27 protein-coding genes are annotated in these 16568 nt (G+C 69.6%); 3 read left to right on the forward strand and 24 right to left on the reverse strand.

The genetic code is table 11. The annotated features are described in order from the left end of the window. The 16 genes from H0B56_RS12095 to H0B56_RS12170 all read right to left on the reverse strand — a co-directional run bounded on the left by H0B56_RS12095 (position 1) and on the right by H0B56_RS12170 (position 11479). Positions 1 to 423 carry a tail completion protein gp17 gene (locus H0B56_RS12095; RefSeq protein ID WP_180893121.1) on the reverse strand — a complete coding sequence of 141 codons (423 nt, stop codon included), beginning with the start codon at positions 421 to 423 and terminating at the stop codon, positions 1 to 3. Continuing rightward, a complete protein-coding gene (locus tag H0B56_RS12100; protein WP_180893122.1) occupies positions 420 to 797 on the reverse strand; it encodes an HK97-gp10 family putative phage morphogenesis protein in 378 nt (125 codons plus the stop codon). Before H0B56_RS12100 ends, H0B56_RS12095 begins: the two co-directional genes overlap by 4 nt. Continuing rightward, entirely contained in the window at positions 794 to 1039 is a 246-nt protein-coding gene (locus H0B56_RS12105; protein ID WP_180893123.1) for a hypothetical protein, read from the reverse strand. Before H0B56_RS12105 ends, H0B56_RS12100 begins: the two co-directional genes overlap by 4 nt. Beyond that, positions 1036 to 1362 (reverse strand): phage head completion protein, encoded by a 327-nt coding sequence (locus H0B56_RS12110; protein ID WP_180893124.1) that lies wholly within the window; start codon positions 1360 to 1362, stop codon positions 1036 to 1038. Before H0B56_RS12110 ends, H0B56_RS12105 begins: the two co-directional genes overlap by 4 nt. Then, on the reverse strand, positions 1359 to 1913 hold the full coding sequence (locus H0B56_RS12115) for a hypothetical protein (RefSeq protein ID WP_180893125.1): 555 nt from the start codon (positions 1911 to 1913) through the stop codon (positions 1359 to 1361). The genes H0B56_RS12110 and H0B56_RS12115 overlap by 4 nt, the downstream gene beginning before the upstream one ends. 16 nt (positions 1914 to 1929) lie before the next feature. Then, positions 1930 to 2229, reverse strand: a complete 300-nt coding sequence (locus H0B56_RS12120; protein WP_180893126.1) for a hypothetical protein — start codon at positions 2227 to 2229, stop codon at positions 1930 to 1932. A gap of 71 nt (positions 2230 to 2300) precedes the next feature. After that, positions 2301 to 2687 (reverse strand): hypothetical protein, encoded by a 387-nt coding sequence (locus H0B56_RS12125; protein ID WP_180893127.1) that lies wholly within the window; start codon positions 2685 to 2687, stop codon positions 2301 to 2303. 12 nt (positions 2688 to 2699) lie between these two features. After that, complete coding sequence (locus tag H0B56_RS12130; RefSeq protein ID WP_180893128.1) at positions 2700 to 3929, reverse strand: phage major capsid protein; 1230 nt, start codon at positions 3927 to 3929, stop codon at positions 2700 to 2702. A 109-nt stretch (positions 3930 to 4038) separates the two neighbouring features. After that, positions 4039 to 4689, reverse strand: coding sequence for an HK97 family phage prohead protease (locus H0B56_RS12135; protein ID WP_180893129.1), 651 nt, complete (start codon positions 4687 to 4689; stop codon positions 4039 to 4041). Between the two features lie 232 nt (positions 4690 to 4921). Further along, on the reverse strand, positions 4922 to 6910 hold the full coding sequence (locus H0B56_RS12140; RefSeq protein WP_180893130.1) for a phage portal protein: 1989 nt from the start codon (positions 6908 to 6910) through the stop codon (positions 4922 to 4924). A gap of 1 nt (position 6911) precedes the next feature. Then, positions 6912 to 7151, reverse strand: a complete 240-nt coding sequence (locus tag H0B56_RS12145; RefSeq protein WP_180893131.1) for a hypothetical protein — start codon at positions 7149 to 7151, stop codon at positions 6912 to 6914. 16 nt (positions 7152 to 7167) lie between these two features. After that, on the reverse strand, positions 7168 to 8928 hold the full coding sequence (locus tag H0B56_RS12150) for a terminase TerL endonuclease subunit (protein WP_180893132.1): 1761 nt from the start codon (positions 8926 to 8928) through the stop codon (positions 7168 to 7170). Beyond that, complete coding sequence (locus H0B56_RS12155; RefSeq protein ID WP_180893133.1) at positions 8897 to 9391, reverse strand: phage terminase small subunit P27 family; 495 nt, start codon at positions 9389 to 9391, stop codon at positions 8897 to 8899. The genes H0B56_RS12150 and H0B56_RS12155 overlap by 32 nt, the downstream gene beginning before the upstream one ends. Further along, on the reverse strand, positions 9381 to 9833 hold the full coding sequence (locus H0B56_RS12160; RefSeq protein ID WP_180893134.1) for an ATP-binding protein: 453 nt from the start codon (positions 9831 to 9833) through the stop codon (positions 9381 to 9383). The genes H0B56_RS12155 and H0B56_RS12160 overlap by 11 nt, the downstream gene beginning before the upstream one ends. 869 nt (positions 9834 to 10702) lie before the next feature. After that, entirely contained in the window at positions 10703 to 11074 is a 372-nt protein-coding gene (locus H0B56_RS12165) for a hypothetical protein (RefSeq protein WP_180893135.1), read from the reverse strand. A 36-nt stretch (positions 11075 to 11110) separates the two neighbouring features. Continuing rightward, positions 11111 to 11479 carry a DUF6221 family protein gene (locus H0B56_RS12170; RefSeq protein ID WP_180893136.1) on the reverse strand — a complete coding sequence of 123 codons (369 nt, stop codon included), beginning with the start codon at positions 11477 to 11479 and terminating at the stop codon, positions 11111 to 11113. A 60-nt stretch (positions 11480 to 11539) separates the two neighbouring features. On the opposite strand from H0B56_RS12170, the gene H0B56_RS12175 reads away from it, so the two are divergent. The 3 genes from H0B56_RS12175 (at position 11540) to H0B56_RS12185 (ending at position 12867) form a co-directional block, all read left to right on the forward strand. Continuing rightward, positions 11540 to 11974: a hypothetical protein gene (locus H0B56_RS12175; RefSeq protein WP_180893137.1), complete on the forward strand. Its 435-nt coding sequence runs from the start codon at positions 11540 to 11542 to the stop codon at positions 11972 to 11974. A gap of 141 nt (positions 11975 to 12115) precedes the next feature. Then, complete coding sequence (locus H0B56_RS12180; RefSeq protein WP_180893138.1) at positions 12116 to 12493, forward strand: hypothetical protein; 378 nt, start codon at positions 12116 to 12118, stop codon at positions 12491 to 12493. 137 nt (positions 12494 to 12630) lie between these two features. Beyond that, positions 12631 to 12867 carry a hypothetical protein gene (locus tag H0B56_RS12185; protein ID WP_180893139.1) on the forward strand — a complete coding sequence of 79 codons (237 nt, stop codon included), beginning with the start codon at positions 12631 to 12633 and terminating at the stop codon, positions 12865 to 12867. Here H0B56_RS12185 and H0B56_RS12190 read toward each other — a convergent pair whose 3' ends face one another. The 8 genes from H0B56_RS12190 to H0B56_RS12220 form a co-directional block, all read right to left on the reverse strand. Then, a complete protein-coding gene (locus H0B56_RS12190; protein WP_180893140.1) occupies positions 12868 to 13569 on the reverse strand; it encodes a DUF7341 domain-containing protein in 702 nt (233 codons plus the stop codon). It abuts the gene before it with no gap. Between the two features lie 209 nt (positions 13570 to 13778). Further along, positions 13779 to 14015, reverse strand: coding sequence for a hypothetical protein (locus H0B56_RS12195; RefSeq protein WP_180893141.1), 237 nt, complete (start codon positions 14013 to 14015; stop codon positions 13779 to 13781). Further along, positions 14012 to 14233, reverse strand: coding sequence for a zinc finger domain-containing protein (locus H0B56_RS23625; RefSeq protein ID WP_425484527.1), 222 nt, complete (start codon positions 14231 to 14233; stop codon positions 14012 to 14014). The genes H0B56_RS12195 and H0B56_RS23625 overlap by 4 nt, the downstream gene beginning before the upstream one ends. Beyond that, a complete protein-coding gene (locus H0B56_RS12200; protein ID WP_180893142.1) occupies positions 14230 to 14715 on the reverse strand; it encodes a hypothetical protein in 486 nt (161 codons plus the stop codon). The genes H0B56_RS23625 and H0B56_RS12200 overlap by 4 nt, the downstream gene beginning before the upstream one ends. 339 nt (positions 14716 to 15054) lie before the next feature. Next, entirely contained in the window at positions 15055 to 15195 is a 141-nt protein-coding gene (locus H0B56_RS12205) for a hypothetical protein (RefSeq protein ID WP_180893143.1), read from the reverse strand. Positions 15196 to 15209: 14 nt separating this feature from the next. Further along, complete coding sequence (locus H0B56_RS12210) at positions 15210 to 15821, reverse strand: helix-turn-helix domain-containing protein (RefSeq protein WP_180893144.1); 612 nt, start codon at positions 15819 to 15821, stop codon at positions 15210 to 15212. 65 nt (positions 15822 to 15886) lie between these two features. Further along, positions 15887 to 16276 (reverse strand): WhiB family transcriptional regulator, encoded by a 390-nt coding sequence (locus tag H0B56_RS23630; protein ID WP_180893145.1) that lies wholly within the window; start codon positions 16274 to 16276, stop codon positions 15887 to 15889. Between the two features lie 27 nt (positions 16277 to 16303). Then, positions 16304 to 16495 carry a hypothetical protein gene (locus H0B56_RS12220; RefSeq protein WP_180893146.1) on the reverse strand — a complete coding sequence of 64 codons (192 nt, stop codon included), beginning with the start codon at positions 16493 to 16495 and terminating at the stop codon, positions 16304 to 16306. Between the last annotated feature and the right edge of the window lie 73 nt (positions 16496 to 16568).

Raw genomic sequence — 16568 nt, forward strand, 5'->3', positions numbered from 1 at the left:
CTAGTCCTCCTGTGCGGTATAGATACGGAAGCGGTCCACGCGGTGGCGGATGCTGGGTTCGGGGTCACGCAGCTGTTGCGTGCTCTCGTGGGCGATGAGGTAGACGGCGTGCCCGGCGACGTGGGTATCGAGCGCGGCATGGTTGCGGGCCAGCAGCGCGACGAGGCGTTCGCCGATGCGGTTACCCGGGCGGCTGGAGCGGGCCCGGCTCCAGGTGTGGATGGTGTGCACAAGCTGGCGCCCGTGCCGCCCGTGGGTGTTGTCGGGGCTGGACTGCACGTCGCCGATGCGCACGTAGTCCAACTCGGCGTCCTCGGGCACCTCGTCATACACGCCGGTGACCAGGTCCATCAGCGCGGTGTCGCCGGTCAGCAGCGTGTACAGCCCGGCCTGGACCGCGTCCAGCGGGTCGGAGGCGGTCACCGGCTGATGTCCTTGAGCGCCGACTCCAGCTGCACCCGAACGCGCCGCGGCAGCCGGGTTCGGCTGCCCTCCACGGCCGGGGCGGCGAACGGCTGCGCGGCCATCTTCGAGGTGCCAAACTCGACCCAGATCGCGTGGGTGGCCGTCGCGGCCACGGTCCCAGTCAGACCGTCGACACGCGACTCGATCGAGTCGATCAACTCGCCGGTCTCGCCCCGCGGCGCCGTGTCGCGCATGTCGTCGGCCACGGCCTGGGTTTCGGACGCGATGGCCGACTCGAGCGCGGTGCGTACCGCCGGCGGCAGCTCGTCGAGCTTGCCCTTGAGGCGGTCCACACCGTCGATCGAGACGTGCATCCGCGCGCGTTTGCTCACCGCTGCCCCAGCGCGCGCTTGTGCCGACGGATGCGGCGCTCGAGCATCTGCCGCCTGGCGGGCGTTTTCGCGCGGGCGTGCAGCGCCTCGAGCCGTTCGATCTCGTGCCGCAGCTCGTCGTGACTGTGCGGCCCCCGGGTGCCGTCCGAGGTGGTCTCGGCTGCCGGTGCCGCGTCGGTGATGTCCTCGCCACTCGGGGTGGCCGTGTCGCCGGCGCTGCTGCTGGGCTTGTGCTTGGTCACGTTGGCTCCTCTTGGGTGCGTTCGGTGTCGCAGCGTTGGTAGGCCGCGATGGACGGGGTCACCACCGCCACGACTCGGTAGGTCAGGTCGCCGTCGCGGAGCTGGTCACCGCGGCGCACGTCGACGGTGGGCAGGACGTAGATCGCCTGTGTGTGCTCGGCACCGTCCTGATGCGCCACGAGCTGTTCACTGGCCGAGGGTTGCGGCAGCCGCGCGGCCACGTCGCCGACCTTGCTCCAGCTGTAGGTCTGGCCGCCGACGTCGTCGGTGCTGATGTCGCGGCGCCACACCGCCACCGTGCGGTTGAGCAGGTGGGCGATCACGGCCGGGCTCCGTAGGCGGAGATGGTGCGCAGCTCACTCGCGTCGAGCTGCGCGGCGGCCACGTTCTGGCTCCATTGGCGCATCCAGTCACCGATCTGCTCCTGCGTCTTGCCGTCCGGGTTGTCCCACACGCTGTCGGCCAGGCGCAGCGCGATGTGCTTGAGCGCCATCGGGATCGGGTCGTAGCCGGCGGTGTAGGTGACCTCGACCGCGGCCTCGTGGGCCGGCCAGGCGCGCGCACCGCGGCGGATGAGGATGCCCGCGCTCGACCAGGTGTAGTCCTCGGTGAGCCCTTCGGTGAGTGTGGTGCCGTCCTCGAGCAGCGTCACCGTGGCGACGTCGGAGACCGGCCAGCGCGGCACCAGTAGCCGCGCGGTGCCGCTGCCGTCCAGCGTGACCGTGTCGGTGGATTCCTCGAGCGGCTGCCGTGCCTCGTCCTCGATACGGCCGGTGGCCAGATCGAGCAGCAGCTCGGCGGTTTCGGTCTGGTCAGTGGTAAACGCCGGGTGGCGCATCCACAGCCGCAGATCCTCCGCACTGGCGAAGGCCATCACTCACCCCGCACGGTTACTGCTCGTCGCCCTCACCGGTGGATGCGTCGCCGTCTGCGCCATCGGCGGTCTCGGCGTCGCCCTCGGCCTCGCCGGTGGATTTGCGGCGGCTCGTCTTGCGGGACCGCCGCGACGGGGCCGGCGACTGCTCGGTCTGCTCGGTCTGGCCGGCCCGCTCCGCGGGGTCGTCGCCGGCGTCGACGGCGTAGCCGCGCGCGATCAGCCGCTGCGCACGGTCATCTGCCACCTGGTAGGTGCGGCCGGGTGCGAGCGTACGTTCCGGCAGGGCGCACAGCGCCTTCATCGTGATACGCATGGTTCTCCCATCGGGTCAGGCCGTGGGGCGGGGCACCCGGGCGGACCGGATGCCCCGCGCCACGGGTGGGGTTACGGCTTGGCGCGGCCGCGAGCGCGCAGCACGGAGACGCCGAACTCTGCGTCGCCGGTGCCGCCGTCGGTGGCCACCACCCGTACCCACTGCTTGATGCCGTGGTAGCCGACGACGGTGACCGTGTTCGCGTCCGGCGCATCGGGCGTGGTGCCGTCGAGCTCGTCGGCATCGACCTCCGCGTAGGCGTCGGTGGCACCGTCGTCGTCGGAGTGCTCGACGGTGAACGTCCACGAGTTGTCGGTGACCGCGCCGACGTCGAACACCATCGCGGCGGCGTCGTAGTTGGCCAGGTCCACGCCGCTGCCGGTCTGGTCGCCACCACTGTGGCTGCCCGGGACGATCGATTGGGCGATCGCCACGTGGTTCTTGATGTCCTGCCTCATGGGGTGTCCTCCTTATCGCGTGCCCGAGCGGACCTGCAGCCGCACGAACGGCTCCTCGAGCGTGGGCATCCCGTCCGTCTCCAGCCGGCCGATGAACCCGACCTGGTTCTTCTCGGCGTAGAGCTCCACGAGCCGCTGGACCTCCATGTCGAGCGCGTCGACGATCCAGTAGAACGAGAAGTCGCCGAGCATGCCCACGTACGCGTCGGACTCGACCGTGGAGGGAGCGAACTCGTTGACCAGGAACGGCAGCTCGAGAATCGTGTCGGGCCGGTCCCCGGACAGGCCGGGCTGCCAGACGTACTGGTCGTTGGCGTCCTTGATCTTGCGGACACGCTTGACGACGTTGCGGTGGAACAGCCACCGCGCCCGCCGGTAGTACTGCGGCTTGAGGGTGTACTTGGCGTCGATCAGCTCGTCGGCCACCTCGACGCCGGTACCGATGTCGCCACTGGCGCCGACCTTGACATCCCGGTTGGTCGAGATGCCGTCGGTGGAGGCGGTGAACAGGCCGAGCGGCTTCTGGTTGCCGTCCCCGGTCATGTAGGCCTGCTCCGTGGTGGTGGCGAACTTGTAGGACAGGCGGTCCCGCACGATCGCCTCCGGGCCGAGTGTGGCCCGCCGCAGCAGGGTGCGGCTCGCCTTGATCCGCTTGGCCAGCGGGTGCGGCCGCAGCTCGCGACGCCCGACCCGCAGGCTGTCGTCCTGCGACCCGGTCCCGACCTCGGACGTCCACTGGGCGTCGTCGAGATCGGAGTCCAGTGTGGGCACACCCAGCGATTCGGCCTCGCCGATGCGCTGCGTCGTGGCCAGACCGCGGATAGCCACCGCGTCGTCGACGGCCTGCAGCAGCGTCTCCACGAACTGCTGCGGGGCTACGAGGAACCCGCCCTCGGGGTCGTTGGCCATGTTCAGCGCCCGCTCCTGCTCGGCGGACAGGTTCGCCCGCCCACCCATCAGGTACGACCGGAACGCGGACTCGGCCGAGTTGTCGCGCCCACCGGCATCGGGGCCGTTGCCCTCGCCGCCCTCGGGGCCGGTCTGCAGGCGCCGCTCCTGCTCGCGCAGGCGCTCCTCGCGGTTGATGGCCTGCTCGAGCGTGTCGGCTTCAGCCATGAGCCGGTCGAACTGTTGCTCCTCCTCGCCGGTGAGATCGCGCCCGGCCTCGGACGCCGCGTCGAGGAGCGCCCGCGCCTGGGCGGCGTGCTGGGCACGCTGGTTGCGCAGGTCGTGAATCGTCATGATCACTCCTAGAGATTGCTGTGAGCAGCCGGCAGCCCAGGACCAGCCGGGGTCCTGCGTGGCGGCGTGATGGGTCATGCGATCGCCCGGCCGGGGGCGACCGTGGTCTTTACAGGCCGCGTTCGGCCAGCGCCAGGCGCCGCCGACGCAGCTCGGCCGGCGATGCCTGGTGCGTCGCACCGCCACCGGTGTCGCTGCCTGCGGCGTCGACGAGGTTGGACAGTGCCTGGATGGCGTCCTCGACCAGCTGCCGGTGCGACGTGGGCAGTCCCGTTCCGGCGCGCGTGTCGGACAGCATTCGCACCAGCGCCAGGGATCGCCCGTCGTCGGCGACCGCGTCGGGGTCCATCGGCAGCGGCACCACCGACACCTCGAACAGGCGCCATGTCGCGGGAACGCCGGCCTGGTCGATGTCGGCGGCGTCGAATCCCACGCTCACGGCGTTGAGGAATCCGTTGCGCACCTTGCGTTCGACACGGTCGGCGAACTCGTCCTCGCGGTCGAACACGAGCCCGCCCACCAGCCGACCGTCGTCGACGCGGGGCTGGTCGACGCGGCCGATCGGTAGGGCGTCGCGGCCCCAGTAGTCGTGCCCGTACCCGAGGATCGGGTTGTCACGGAACCGCTCCAGGTCGAGGTTGTCCATGCGCAAGTCGATGCCGTCGTCCTTGCGGCCCTCGGTGGCCAGCACGAACGGCACGGGCTCGTCCTCGCCGGTGCTGGTGTCGCGCACGGCATAGCCGCGCAGGTAGCGTCTCATCGATTCCTCCCGGGTCGTCGCGATCGGTCGCGCGGGCTGGTGGTCTGGCGTGGAACGGACCACGCCGGCGCCTCGTCCGAGTCGTCGTCCGCCTCGTTGGCCGGGCGCGCGCACGGCCGGTGGCGTCCCGCTCCGCAGGTGTCGCGCGCGTCGGTGCCGCCGCAGCGCGGGCACGTGCCGCGGTCGTGATCAGGATCCACAGCAGACCACCTCCCGTCCGTGTGGCTGTGGGCTAGTCGGGAACGATCTGGCAGTCGCACCCGGGGTGCAGCGGCGGGTGGAACGTGTCGCGGGCGATGTCGAGTTTTTCCTCCAGCCCGGTCACGGCGCTGTCCTTCTCGCGGAACGGCTGCTCGATGGCGACCACGGTGCCGTCGAGGCTGTCGCAGAACGGGCAGTCCTCGCCGACGGTGACCCACCGCAGCCGCCGTACTCCGGAGGAGCGCCACGCTTCGCGGGCGGCGCCGTTGGCGGCCTGGTTCGACTCCCACCGGGCAGTGCGTTCGGGGCGCTCGTCGACCCACTTGTCCAGCCGCTGGCGCACCGACTCGGTCGGATCGTCCGCGCCGGCGAGCTTGGCCAGCTGCCCGACCGCCGAGCCGATCCGATAGTCCACATGCGAGGCGACGTAGGAGGTGACCCACCGCTCGAGGTCGACGTCCTCGTCGCCGCCGACGTCGGCGACCGCGTCGGCGGCGACCTCGCTCACCAGCGAGGAAATGACCGGTGTGAACGCCTTACTGGTGCGGTCGGCGATGCGGTCCTCGTATAGCTCCCGGACGGCGGCGACGAACGCGTCGGCCGAGCGGGACCGCTCGAGGTGCTTACTCGCCAACGCGCCGACCTCGCTGCGCTCGAGCTTGGCGATGCGCTCGTCGGCGTCGGCGAGCATCGGTTTGAACGACTCGCCGATGCGGCGGCGCCCCTCGGTAGAGCGGGACCGCAGCTGGCGCGCCATGGCCGTGCTGGCCCGTCCCGGTTCCTCGGTCTGCTCCCCCGGGGCAGGCGCGGGCACCATGTTCAGCGGCACCAGGTACGTCTCGCCCCGACGGTCCGGCAGCGGGTTCTCGTTCTCCTTCTCGCGGATGTCGTCGGCCGACATCCAGCCCCACTGGCGCGCGATCGAGTAGGCCTGAAACCGGGTCTGGATGTCGCCGCGCAGCAGCCCGTCGACCAGGTGCTCGGCGAAGAACCGTTGCCGGTCGGCGGCCAGCAGCAGCTGGGTGTTGATGGCCTGCTCCCACCGGACCAGCCAGGAGCGCAGCGCGCTGGAGACGTAGTCGATCTGCTGCGACTCGATGTTGCTGAACGTGGCGCGTTCGAGGTCACCGATCTTGTGCGGCGGCAGCCGTAGCCACCGGGCGGCCTCGGTCACCTGCAGCCGTCGGGTCTCGAGGAACTGGGCATCCTCCGGCGGCACGCCGACCTGGCGCCAGGTCACCCCCTCCTCGAGGATCGCCACCCGCTGGGACCGGTCGAGCCCTTTGTGGAGGTTCTCCCAGTCTGTCCTCATGCGCTCGCGCGCCTGGTCGGTCACCCGGCCCGGGTGCTCGAGCACCCCGCCGGGGCGGGAGCCGTTGCCGAAGAAGCTCGCGCCGTAGCGTTCGGTCGCCATCCCGAGCCCGATCGACTGGCGCGCCAGGTGCACCACCGAGTAGCCCCGAATGCCGTCGAACCCGAGCCCGTGCACGTGCAGCACCTCGTCGGGCAGCAGGTCTGCCTGGATGTTGTTGACCGGGTCGCGGTAGCGGTAGAGCACCCTGATGCGGCCGCGCTGGTCGGTGGCGGTTTCGATGGTCAGCCGGTCGGGCCGTAGCGGCCACATCTCGGTGACCTGCCCGGACCCGTTACGCACCACATACGCCACGCCGTCACCCCAGGTCAGGGCGTGGCCCTGCAGGGTTTCGCGGAACTGCATCGAGCCCATCAGCGGGTTGGGCGCATCGTGCAGCAGCGGGTACAGCGGATGGTCCCGCGCGCGGCGTTTGCCGCGCGGGTCGAGCCGCTCGTACACCGGCAGCGGCAGCGACGCGATGTCCTCGGAGATCACCCGGAGGCCGGCGAAGAACGGGCCGTACTCCAGGGCGGTGCTCTGATCGACGCTGACGCCGGCGGCGGTGTCGGCGCCGCCGCGCAGCCAGTCCACCACCCACTGCTCGGGCGTGGCGATCCCGGAGGATCCGGAGACGGTGGCGCGCGCCACGGACCGGGCGAATCCCACGTCAGTCGCCCCTCCGGCCGGACGGCATCACGCTGGCCAGTTCGGCGCCGCGGGCGCCGGCCACGCCGGCGAGCATGCCGAGCACACCCATCACCACCAGCGCGATTCCGACACTGAACGTCAACGCCAGCCCGGCGAACGTCATCAGCGCCGAGAGCACGATCAGCACGTCCCAGCCGTCGAGCGCGGCGCGCAGCCCGCCCCATCCGGCGGGTTCGGCTGCGCTGGTGCGGCGGCTCATCCCACGCTCCTCGCTGTCACAGGCTCATCAGCCCCCGTTCCTCGTACACGCTCGGCGCGGGCTCGCCGCGCATCTGTCCGTCCTGGGCGAAGAAGATCGCCGGCATTCCGTCGATGCGCACCCCGACCCGGTCGCGATTCGGTTTGACCGGCCGCAGCCGCTCGGGATCGTCGGTCGGCGACTTCGCCTCGAGGTTGTCGGCCATCCACCGGGCGACCGGGTTGCCGTGGTGGGCGTACTCGCGCGCCTTGAGCCGGCGCATGAACTCCTTCATCGGCGGGGTCATGCGCTCGTAGGTCGTCGACGACTCGTACATCTCCAGACCGGTGCGCTTGACGATCTCCTGCCGCACCGGCTCACCGGACCACTTGTCGTAGGTGGCGTCGACGATGATGAACCGCTCGTGGTCGGCCTCGATGTCGTCGTAGATGCGGTCGTAGTCGATCGTGTCGCCCTCGGTGACGGTCACCCATCCCTGCTCGCACCACTGGCCGAACCGGTCACCGGTGTGCTCGTCCAGCAGCGGCACCACCGACTCGGGGCACCAGAACCGCCACAGCACCGAGCCGCTGTCGAACAGCAGACACCACGCGGTCAGGTCCAGCTTGCTGGACAGGTCCAACCCTGCCCAGCACTTGTGTCCCGACAGCTGGTCGGCCACCCAGCCCGGGCGGGTCGCGGGCTCGCCGCTGTTGTCATCCCACAGGTCCATCGGGATCCACCGGGTCACCTGCTGCACCCGCTGGTTGACCTGGTACTGGCGGAACTCGTTTTCCTTGGTGCGGTCGAGCTGGCCGTCGCTGGCCTGCCGGCGCATCGCCTCGCGGCTCTTGAACGCATCCAGCGCGGGGTTGGGCCAGCGCCAGTTCCGCTCGTCGAACGGATCCGTCGAGACCGGCAGGTCCGGGTGGCCGTCGAAGATGCGGTGCAGCCGCTCGAGCTGATCCGCATTGGACGGCAGCTTGCGCACGAACGTGAACGTGTGCGGCGCCCGCGACGGGTCCTCCTGCACCCGCTCGGCCTCGTTGATCAGCTCGGCGCCGAACGACGCGCTGTCGTTGGTCTCGGTCGTGGTCGCATAGCACAGCTCCTGCAGCCGGGCGCCGGCGGCGCTGGTCATCGCGCCCCACAGCGAACCGTCCGGCTGCGCCAGCACCTCGTCCAGGTTGAACGCGTGCGGGTTGTGCCCGAGCTCGCCCTGGGCGTCGGCGGTGAGGATCTCGTAGTGCGACCCGGTCTGCTCGTCGACCAGCCGACGGGACTGCTTGATGTGCCGCAGCCGCTTGGACAGCCGCGGCGACAGCTGCACCATCCGCAGCGCCGGCTCGAACACCTTGCCGGCCTGCTTGGTGTCCTTGGCCGCGCAGTACACCTCGGCGGCCTCCTCGTCGTCGCCGACCAGCATGTACAGCTGGATCCCCGCAGCCAGCTCGGACTTGCCGTTCTTTCTGCCGACGACGATGTAGGCGACCCGGTAGCGGCGTGCGTAGCACTCCCACTCGTGCGACCACTGCACCTCGCCGAACAGCGGACGCAGGATCTCGTGCTCCTGCCACGGCAGCGGCTCGAACGGCGTGCGCTTGAGCGGCCCCTTGGTGTGCACCAGCATCCGGGAGAAGAACGCCACCACCCGGTCGGCGCGCGGCTCGCAATAGTGCGCCCCGCGCTTGGTGCAGGTGTTGTCCCGGAACGTGTAGCGGCACGTGCGGCCGGTGCTGTCGTCGGGGCGCCACCGTGCGTCGTGGTCAACCGGTGAGGAGGTCGGCGTCCGGGTCACGGTCGGGCTCCCCGATGGTGAGGTCAGCGCGGTCGCTCGGCGTCAGCCCGAACCGCGCGCCGTAGCGCTGCACCTGCGCGTCGGCCTCGCGCAGCACCAGCAGCCACGGGTTCTTGCCCAATCGCACCCCGGTCTGCTCGCCGTTCTTGTTGAACACCGGAAGCTCGATGACCTCGCCCTGCCGTTCGAGCCGGCGCGCGGCGCGGCGCCGGCGCGCGGCCGCGTCGCAGAACGTCGCGAACATCTCGACGTCCCAGGCGGTGAGCACGTTCTTGGCGATCAGATCCGGCGCGTAGGTCTGCCACACGGTGCGCGCCGGCCGCGACAGCCACGACGGCGGCGTGATGTCCTGCTGCGACGGCGCCGGCTCCTGCGCGTTGACCCGCTGAGGGTTCTTCTTGTGATCGCCGTGCAGGTACGCCAGGTTCGTCGGCTTCTTGCCCGGCCCGCGCCTACCCACCATGCACCGCCAGCGACTGGTGCCGGGTGAACCAGGAGCGGATCACCGACTCGACCTCGGCGACATCGCGGCCGTCCGGATCGGCGTACAGCCGCCGCAAGCACTCGTCCATCGACGTGTCCATCACGTGATCGGTCCAGACCATACCGTGGTTGAGCGGCCACGTGGCCACGATCCAGGCCGACCGCGGCTCACGGCCACCGCGCCGCTGCCCGAGTCGACTGATCACCGCATCCCGAGCCGCAGCGACATAAGGGGCCAACACCGGGTCGTGGTGCCGGCTCGCCTGCCCGGCCAGCGCCATCATCAGCCGATCCCAGTCCACGACGAGATCGCCCGGCCGGCGCCGCTCGTCGACGAACGTGGACTTGCCCGAGCACGGAGGGCCGAACACCACGTGCACCTCGGTCTGCCCGTGGTCCTCGCAGTAGTCGGTGGTCGTCACCGACACCGAGCAGCCCGGCTGCAGACACCGACGACGAGCCCGATACGGCATGATCACCCTCCGTAATTGCCTCGTGGTTCCGCGCTGACTGCTGGTACGGCGGTATCCAATACCTGTGGACACAACAGCGGCCTCCCCCCCGCCGGTCTCGGCGCCCCGCTGCCAGGGATTACGACGCCCCTCCCCTGCGGCCACGGTCACCGGCAGGGTGGGTGGTGCCAGCCGCCAGGCTGACGCGCTGCTGTCTGCCGCGCGTCACAGCGCCGACACAGGCCACGCCCATGCGCTGGGTCGTTCGCGTCCTCGCCGGCGGCGACCAGTTCGTCCCGTGACCGTGGATAGTGATCGGCCACCACCGAGGCACGCTTGCCACACAGCACGCACGTGGGATCGCGGGCCAGCACTCCGGCGCGGAATCGGTCCCGGTGGTCGCGTCCATACCCCCGGGTCGCTGAACTAGCCCGGGGGGTGCGTTGCGAATGCTGGGGGCACTTCGTCTTGCCGGAGCTGGCCTGGCGCGAACAGCCGGAGGTGGTGCAGCGACGCGCGGCGCGACTCGGCATGGCTACCGGCGCCCGTCCGACCAGGGTGCGGTACCGGACTCGCAGCCCAGCGGCGCCGCCAGTCTGAGCTGGTCTGTATCGGGAGTGGATGGATACGGCATGGCGGGTGGTCTCTCCATGCGTCAGCCCCCGGCCGGATGGCGCGGGGGCTGACGAGCGGGTGCGTGTGCGATTCCTGGTAGTGGACACACTTCGCTTGAGCACCCTCAGTGTGCACGATCCTGATCACGGTTGTCCACCTGGGTCACTGTCCGCGTGTCACGGGTGCCCCTCGTCGGTCACGCCGACCGTGATCCGGTCACGGACTCACCGTGTGATGTCCTCCAGCTGCGCGCTCACGTCAGGCTCGCAGTCGCCGACGATCTTAACCCCGGCCGTGCCGTCAGGCGTGGTAGCGACAGTGTCGCCAGCCTCGGCATAGAGCTCGACCTCCTGCGGCGTGGTCATGATGACCGGAATCTGGCATGCGTCGCCGTAGGTGTAGCTGCCCTCGGTCTCGGTGGGCGTGAGGTCGAGATGCGTGGCGATCTGCTCCTCGGTCCAGGGTTCCGGCGCCTCGGATGTGGCAGGGGCAGGGTTGGTGTCGCCCGTGGAGTCGGTGTCGGCGGGTTCGTCGCTACTGCAGCCGGCGACGGCGAGCGCTGCGAGGGCGGATGCGGTGATGAGTGCGCGACGCACGAGGACCTCCTCTATGTCGTGTTTGTCGCATCTACCCTATCGATCTCCGCTTGCCCCTTCGACCGCGTGGGGCCGCCACTCCTCCCGGTAGCCCGGCTGGCCGGCATAGCTGTAGGCGACCGCGCGGGCAGCGACCGTCAACCCCCACAGCAGCTGCGCATGCTCCTGGTCCGGGTAGCGCCGGAACGACTCGGCGGCACGCTCGTACTCGCGCAGGACTGCACGTCTGCCCTCGATGTCGCGCAACACACGGGCACGATCGTGCCGCATCACGTGTCGTGCGTCGCCGAGCGCGGAGAATTGCCCCAACACCTCCGGGGTGAAGTAGTCCGGGCGAGCGGCTCGCGCGACGCGCTCATCCTCGTCGATCTGCGTGCGCAGGAACTCGGCCAGCTCATCCATCATCGACCTCCAGTGCCACTGTGTGCGCCCCAGGCTAGCGTCATAGCATGCGAGGATCACCGCATGAGCTCTGATCTGTTTGTCATCGTGCGCACGCTCGGCGAGGCGCCCGAACTGCTGGCCGCCTACAGTGACCGGGCCACCGCAGAGAATGCCGCTCACGAGCTGGGCGCTGGTCACCACGTCTCCCCTGTGCGGCATGCACCGTCGGACACGGGCCATGTGGCGCACGTATGGGAGTGCCGCGCCACCGTGACCGATGATCGGTACGCAGTCGAGGAGCCCGCGCGGCTGGCGGGAGCGTCACGCATCGTCCTCGATACCAGTGACATGCCCGCCGAGAACGTCTACGTCGACGAACAGGCCGCGAACCTCGAAGCCGCTGTACACGGCCACCGAGTCCACTATGTGCGCGCCTACGCCGCGCGCGCCGATCGAGCGCGCGAGCTTGCCGAAGGCAAAGCACGATCCTTAGCGGACACCCAACCAAATGTGTGATGTAGACGACACACTATCTACTTGCGTTAGTGAGTCGCTACGACGCATAATAGAAGTGTCCCGAAAGGCGGGGCGGCCCCCGGGAAACCGGGTGCTAGCACCACCCTCCGGGGGCCTAACTACAGAGAGGAAGGATCCGGAATGAACGACAAGTTCACCGATGACCGGTTCTACGGGGTTCGCTACCACGAAAGCGCTGGTGAGGACCTTTACCAAGTGGCCGGTCGAATCTTGAGCGATCTCAAGCTCGACCAGCACGAGGGCCGGTTGCCGAGCACTGTGGTCCTCGTGGTCGCAGTCTCCGGCAAGCTCATCACCGTTCAGGCTCACATCCAGGACGGCGACGAGTTCGCCCGGTGGGAAGCGGAGACGATCCGCAACAGGGCGACCACAGTCGCCGACCGGTACAACTGGCGGGGGGTGCACAACCGGAACGACGTCCGCTACGACTTCGCTTGTAGCGTGCGCGGAGTCCGGGGCCGGCTCGACGCCTGGTCGCTAGGCTCGATCATCGGGTGATCCGGAGCAGGGCGGCGGCAGCCAGCCGCCGCCCTGGCCTTCCCTCTCTGGGGATCCAAGAAATAGTCCCGGCGGCTCTAGCACAGCACGCCGGGACGAGGAAAGAATCCGTATAGCCAGGATACGAGGTGTCCAGGATGCCGCGCAAGCCCCTACCGGAGCCACGCGAGGTGGACCGCGTGCGTGCGCTCGCCGCCGAGCTTGCCGAGCTCGAGGAGCGTGTCAGGCAGCTGAGGGCGGAACGCAACAGCGCAATGGTCGACGCCAAGCTCGCCGGCGCTACCGGCGACCAGCTCGCCCGCGCGACCGGCATGACGCGCCGCAACGTCCACGGCGCGCTGCAGTCAGCAGGCTACGACTACAGCTCAGACTGATCACTCCTCGTCCGGCGACACATCGACGCTCTCTACAGGACCGGCAGCGCCTTCGGCGCCGCTGCGCACGCGTGCGGGCGGGTCGCGGCGCTCGGCGTACTCGATCGTCCGCCGCAGCGATTCGAGATGCTGCGGTGTCGACCATGTCTCGCCGCAGTGCAGGCACACGCACCCTCGGTCGTGCTCCATCGACAGGGCCGGTGTCTGGACGTTCTCACCGTCCTGGTGCCGCCACACCATACGGGTGCCGCACTCCGGGCAGGCTGCGGCGACGGTGATGTGCCGCTGCGGATCGAGTAACCCGCGGATCGCTCGCTTGAGGGCGCGCAGCTGCTCCAGCATCGTCGCGACAGCGCGCGGATCGGTCCAGCGACCGACGATGCCGGCGACAGCGCGGATGCGCTCCTCGGGCGTGACGGTGTCCTGCGCGAGCGCCTGAACGTGCATCGCTGCGGCATCGCGCTCAGCCTGCTGCAGCAAGGCGAGCGCGGCCAGGTCGGCCGGCGATCTTGTGGAGCTACGGCCACCAGCCTTACCGTTCTCCGATCCGGTCTCGACGGCCTCGCGCAGCTGGGCGAGCAGGGACGGTTCGGGGTGGATCGTGACGCCGCCATCGTCGCGGTCGGCGGCGCGGTGCACGGTGTCGGCGAGGTCGCGCACGGTCTGGCGTACGTCGTCATGCAGGTCGTGCAGCTCACTCATGCGGCGCTCCTGACAGGGGTGTCGGTGGGCGTTGGGTGACCGGGCGCGTCCATCGGGATCGAGGACCACACCACGGCGTTATAGGCGTACGACGGCGGTAGCCGACTGTGGTGCGGCAGCGGCTGGTGGGGCCACCAAGCGCTGCGTTCGATACCGGGCAGGTCGGTGGCGTCGAGCTGCCACGAGATTGGTCCGAGCATGGCGTCTCCTCAGCGGATGATCGGTGGCCACATGCGGCGCTCGCCGTAGGTGTAGCCCGGTGGCTCCGGCGTCGCCGCCAGCGCCACCTGGGGTGAGCCGCCCGGGCCCTCACGGTTGCGCAGGTGTCGCATGGCCTCGGTGTGCGACTCGTACGGCCCGAGCGGCTCGCGGGCGGTGAACCCGTACCGAGGTAACTCGATCACCCATCCGCTATCGCCCTTGGTGATTCGCGGCCTGCGCTTCACTGATCGCTCCTCTCCTGGTCGTAGCGTGCGTCGTGGTAGCCGGCGATGGGCCGGCGGCCGCCTCGTCGGCTGGGGCGGCTGCAGGGATGCCCCACGCCGGCGCCGCAGGTGGGGCATGGCCGGCGGCGCGGGTTGGGGCGGTTGGTTTCCGGCTCGATCCCGGTGGGTGTCCACCGCCACAGCCCGGGCCCGTCGCTGTAGCGGCGCCGGCGAGTCACGGCGGGTCACCCTTGACCAGCTGAAAGTCGTCGTCACGTGCGTAGCCGAGTAGGCGCTGCAGCCGGTAGCGCAGCAGGAACTCCCACGCCAGGTTCTCCGGCCCGGTCAGGCGGTCGACGGTTGCGTGCTCGCTCTCGTCCGCACGGAATCGGATCTCGGCGACGAGACCGCGGATCAGCTCCTCATCGGACTGGCGCTGGCGCTGCAACATCACGAGTGAGGAGCATTCGCGGTGGTAGAGCCCTGTCTCGCCTTGCCACCAGCGTCCGCGTGACCGATGCCACTGGTGGGACACGTTCGGCCAGTAGTAGCCGCGGCCGGCGATCGTCCAGAATCTCCGCCATCCACGCCACGGACGGCGCCATGTGGCGTGACTGTAGCGGGCCTGCCAGCGCGCCTCGCCGGGCTTGGCGTCAAAGCTACGATCGCGCCGGGGCCACGGTCGTACCACTTCGAACGCGACGGTGAGTGGTGAATGCATCACGAGCTCCTCGGTTTCTCCGGTTTGGGGCAGAGTTCGGTGTGGATGTGCGGGAACGTCGGCACACCACGTCGATGAGGTCAGCCGTCGGTTCCTCCTGATCCGGCCCTGGGATGGTGGCGCCAGCGCACACGGGTCCACCAGTGAGCCGGCATCCAGCGGCTGCTGACCTCGTGGTCAGCGAGCATGCACAGGTGGAAATGCCACAGGCGCCCGCAGTCGTCGCAGCGCCACAGGTCACCGACCTGCCCGTCGTGGACGAAGAAGTCTGCCGCAAAGCTGGAATGAACTTTGCGGGTCGGTACGGGGCACTCGTGTGGCTGCGGTGCAGGCTGTCGCTTAACCCACGTCATCGGACCGCTCCGCGCTGCGCAGGCCGGGGTCAGTGGCTCCCCGGTCGATCACACCGAGGCCGAGGTCGCGGCGTTCACACCAGGCGATGTAACCGACGAGGGCGGTGATGAGAAGCAGTATGAGCATCGTGGGATCTCCAGTCAGGCGGTTTGGGGCAGGGATTGTGGATCGTGGTCGGGTGCTCGCGCGCGCGGAAGCGACTCACCTTGGGAGGTCTCTACACGCATGGTCTTGGTAGGTGGGTGGTCTATGTGGGTGGTAGTAGGCCACCCAGGTGGCCTCCCGATCGTTGATTTTGGCCTCCCAATCGCCTCGGGGTGGTCGCTGTGTGGCCTCTCAATCGCGTCACCCGCCTCCGATTCAGGGGCCATCTGAGTGGCCTCCGGATTGGAGTTATCCACAGGCTCGTCCGGTGTGGACGAACTCGATCGGGAGGCCACCTGAGTGGCCTGTGATTGTGGACGCTCGTCAGGGTCGAGAACGGTGACGCGGTCGAGGAGATCGACGGGGATCGTCAGCTGATGCTCGGTGGTGCGGCCTTGCCCGCCACGGCCGCCGCCGCGCCGGGCGACGGTGAGGAGCCCGAGCCCGCGCAGCTCGGCCAGAGAGCGCTTCACGCTGCGCTCGGATTGGCCAGAGACCGACGCCAGCACGTCGAGCCCGGGTCGCACTCGTGACCCATCGGGATCGGCATAGGTGGCGAGGATGAGGGCGAGAAACTTCACGCGCACGGGCAGCACGACGCGGCGCATGACCCGCTCCCACTCGAATCGGCCGGCTGGCCGGGGCGGTTCGACGTGTTCCTGGTCGTGCGTTGTCAACCGACCCCCTCGCTACGGGCGCGTGAGCGGCGCTTCTGGATGCGATCGCGAATCCTGCGCACTTCTGGCTCGGGGCGCATGAGGTAGGCGGCCGACTCGCCCGGGGTGATGCCGCGGTCCATGAGCTCTGCGATGTGCGCCTCGAAGGTGTCGGAGACAGCGGGGTCCGGCCGGGACGGGTGCGGCAACTGGCGTCGCTCGTCCTCGGTGAGTCCGCCCCACACGCCGTAGCGCTGGCCAGTGTCGAGCGCGTAGCGCAGGCATCGCTCTCGCACAGGGCAGGAACCGCACACGCGCTTGGGCAGCTCGGCGTCGCCGGTAAACGGAAAGAATATCTCCGGGTCGTACTGCCGGCACAGCGCCTTGTTCCGCCAGGTGTCAGTCATGGGTCCTCCTCGGCTGCTGGGTGGTGGTCAATCGATGACGGCGCGCCACTCGTCGACCGAGGCGACGACCCCGCGGGCATCGACCGTCGCGGCGGCCGCAGCGAGGGTGGCGTGCACCTGCGCAGCCGCGAGCAGCTCGTGGACACGGCCCGCCCAGACGTCCATGTCGGACATGACGAGCATCTCCTCGGCGAGGCGGTAGTGCTCGGGACCGGTCATCGCCTCCTCCTACGGTGTCGGTCAGCGTCGGGGCAAACGGCGAAGTGGGCCGTATGCAGAGCGCGACCCTGGG

It is taken from the genome of Haloechinothrix aidingensis (genome assembly GCF_013450155.1).
Lineage (GTDB): Bacteria > Actinomycetota > Actinomycetes > Mycobacteriales > Pseudonocardiaceae > Haloechinothrix > Haloechinothrix aidingensis.

Excerpts from the sequence above, each read along its gene's own strand:
- H0B56_RS12115 (WP_180893125.1), bottom strand. The coding sequence starts at position 1,913 with ATGGCCTTCGCCAGTGCGGAGGATCTGCGGCTGTGGATGCGCCACCCG.
- H0B56_RS12120 (WP_180893126.1), bottom strand. The coding sequence starts at position 2,229 with ATGCGTATCACGATGAAGGCGCTGTGCGCCCTGCCGGAACGTACGCTC.
- H0B56_RS12125 (WP_180893127.1), bottom strand. The coding sequence starts at position 2,687 with ATGAGGCAGGACATCAAGAACCACGTGGCGATCGCCCAATCGATCGTC.
- H0B56_RS12130 (WP_180893128.1), bottom strand. The coding sequence starts at position 3,929 with ATGACGATTCACGACCTGCGCAACCAGCGTGCCCAGCACGCCGCCCAG.
- H0B56_RS12135 (WP_180893129.1), bottom strand. The coding sequence starts at position 4,689 with ATGAGACGCTACCTGCGCGGCTATGCCGTGCGCGACACCAGCACCGGC.
- H0B56_RS12145 (WP_180893131.1), bottom strand. The coding sequence starts at position 7,151 with ATGAGCCGCCGCACCAGCGCAGCCGAACCCGCCGGATGGGGCGGGCTG.
- H0B56_RS12155 (WP_180893133.1), bottom strand. The coding sequence starts at position 9,391 with ATGGTGGGTAGGCGCGGGCCGGGCAAGAAGCCGACGAACCTGGCGTAC.
- H0B56_RS12170 (WP_180893136.1), bottom strand. The coding sequence starts at position 11,479 with ATGATGGATGAGCTGGCCGAGTTCCTGCGCACGCAGATCGACGAGGAT.
- H0B56_RS12175 (WP_180893137.1), top strand. The coding sequence starts at position 11,540 with ATGAGCTCTGATCTGTTTGTCATCGTGCGCACGCTCGGCGAGGCGCCC.
- H0B56_RS12180 (WP_180893138.1), top strand. The coding sequence starts at position 12,116 with ATGAACGACAAGTTCACCGATGACCGGTTCTACGGGGTTCGCTACCAC.
- H0B56_RS12185 (WP_180893139.1), top strand. The coding sequence starts at position 12,631 with ATGCCGCGCAAGCCCCTACCGGAGCCACGCGAGGTGGACCGCGTGCGT.
- H0B56_RS12190 (WP_180893140.1), bottom strand. The coding sequence starts at position 13,569 with ATGAGTGAGCTGCACGACCTGCATGACGACGTACGCCAGACCGTGCGC.
- H0B56_RS12200 (WP_180893142.1), bottom strand. The coding sequence starts at position 14,715 with ATGCATTCACCACTCACCGTCGCGTTCGAAGTGGTACGACCGTGGCCC.
- H0B56_RS12205 (WP_180893143.1), bottom strand. The coding sequence starts at position 15,195 with ATGCTCATACTGCTTCTCATCACCGCCCTCGTCGGTTACATCGCCTGG.
- H0B56_RS12210 (WP_180893144.1), bottom strand. The coding sequence starts at position 15,821 with ATGCGCCGCGTCGTGCTGCCCGTGCGCGTGAAGTTTCTCGCCCTCATC.
- H0B56_RS23630 (WP_180893145.1), bottom strand. The coding sequence starts at position 16,276 with ATGACTGACACCTGGCGGAACAAGGCGCTGTGCCGGCAGTACGACCCG.
- H0B56_RS12220 (WP_180893146.1), bottom strand. The coding sequence starts at position 16,495 with ATGACCGGTCCCGAGCACTACCGCCTCGCCGAGGAGATGCTCGTCATG.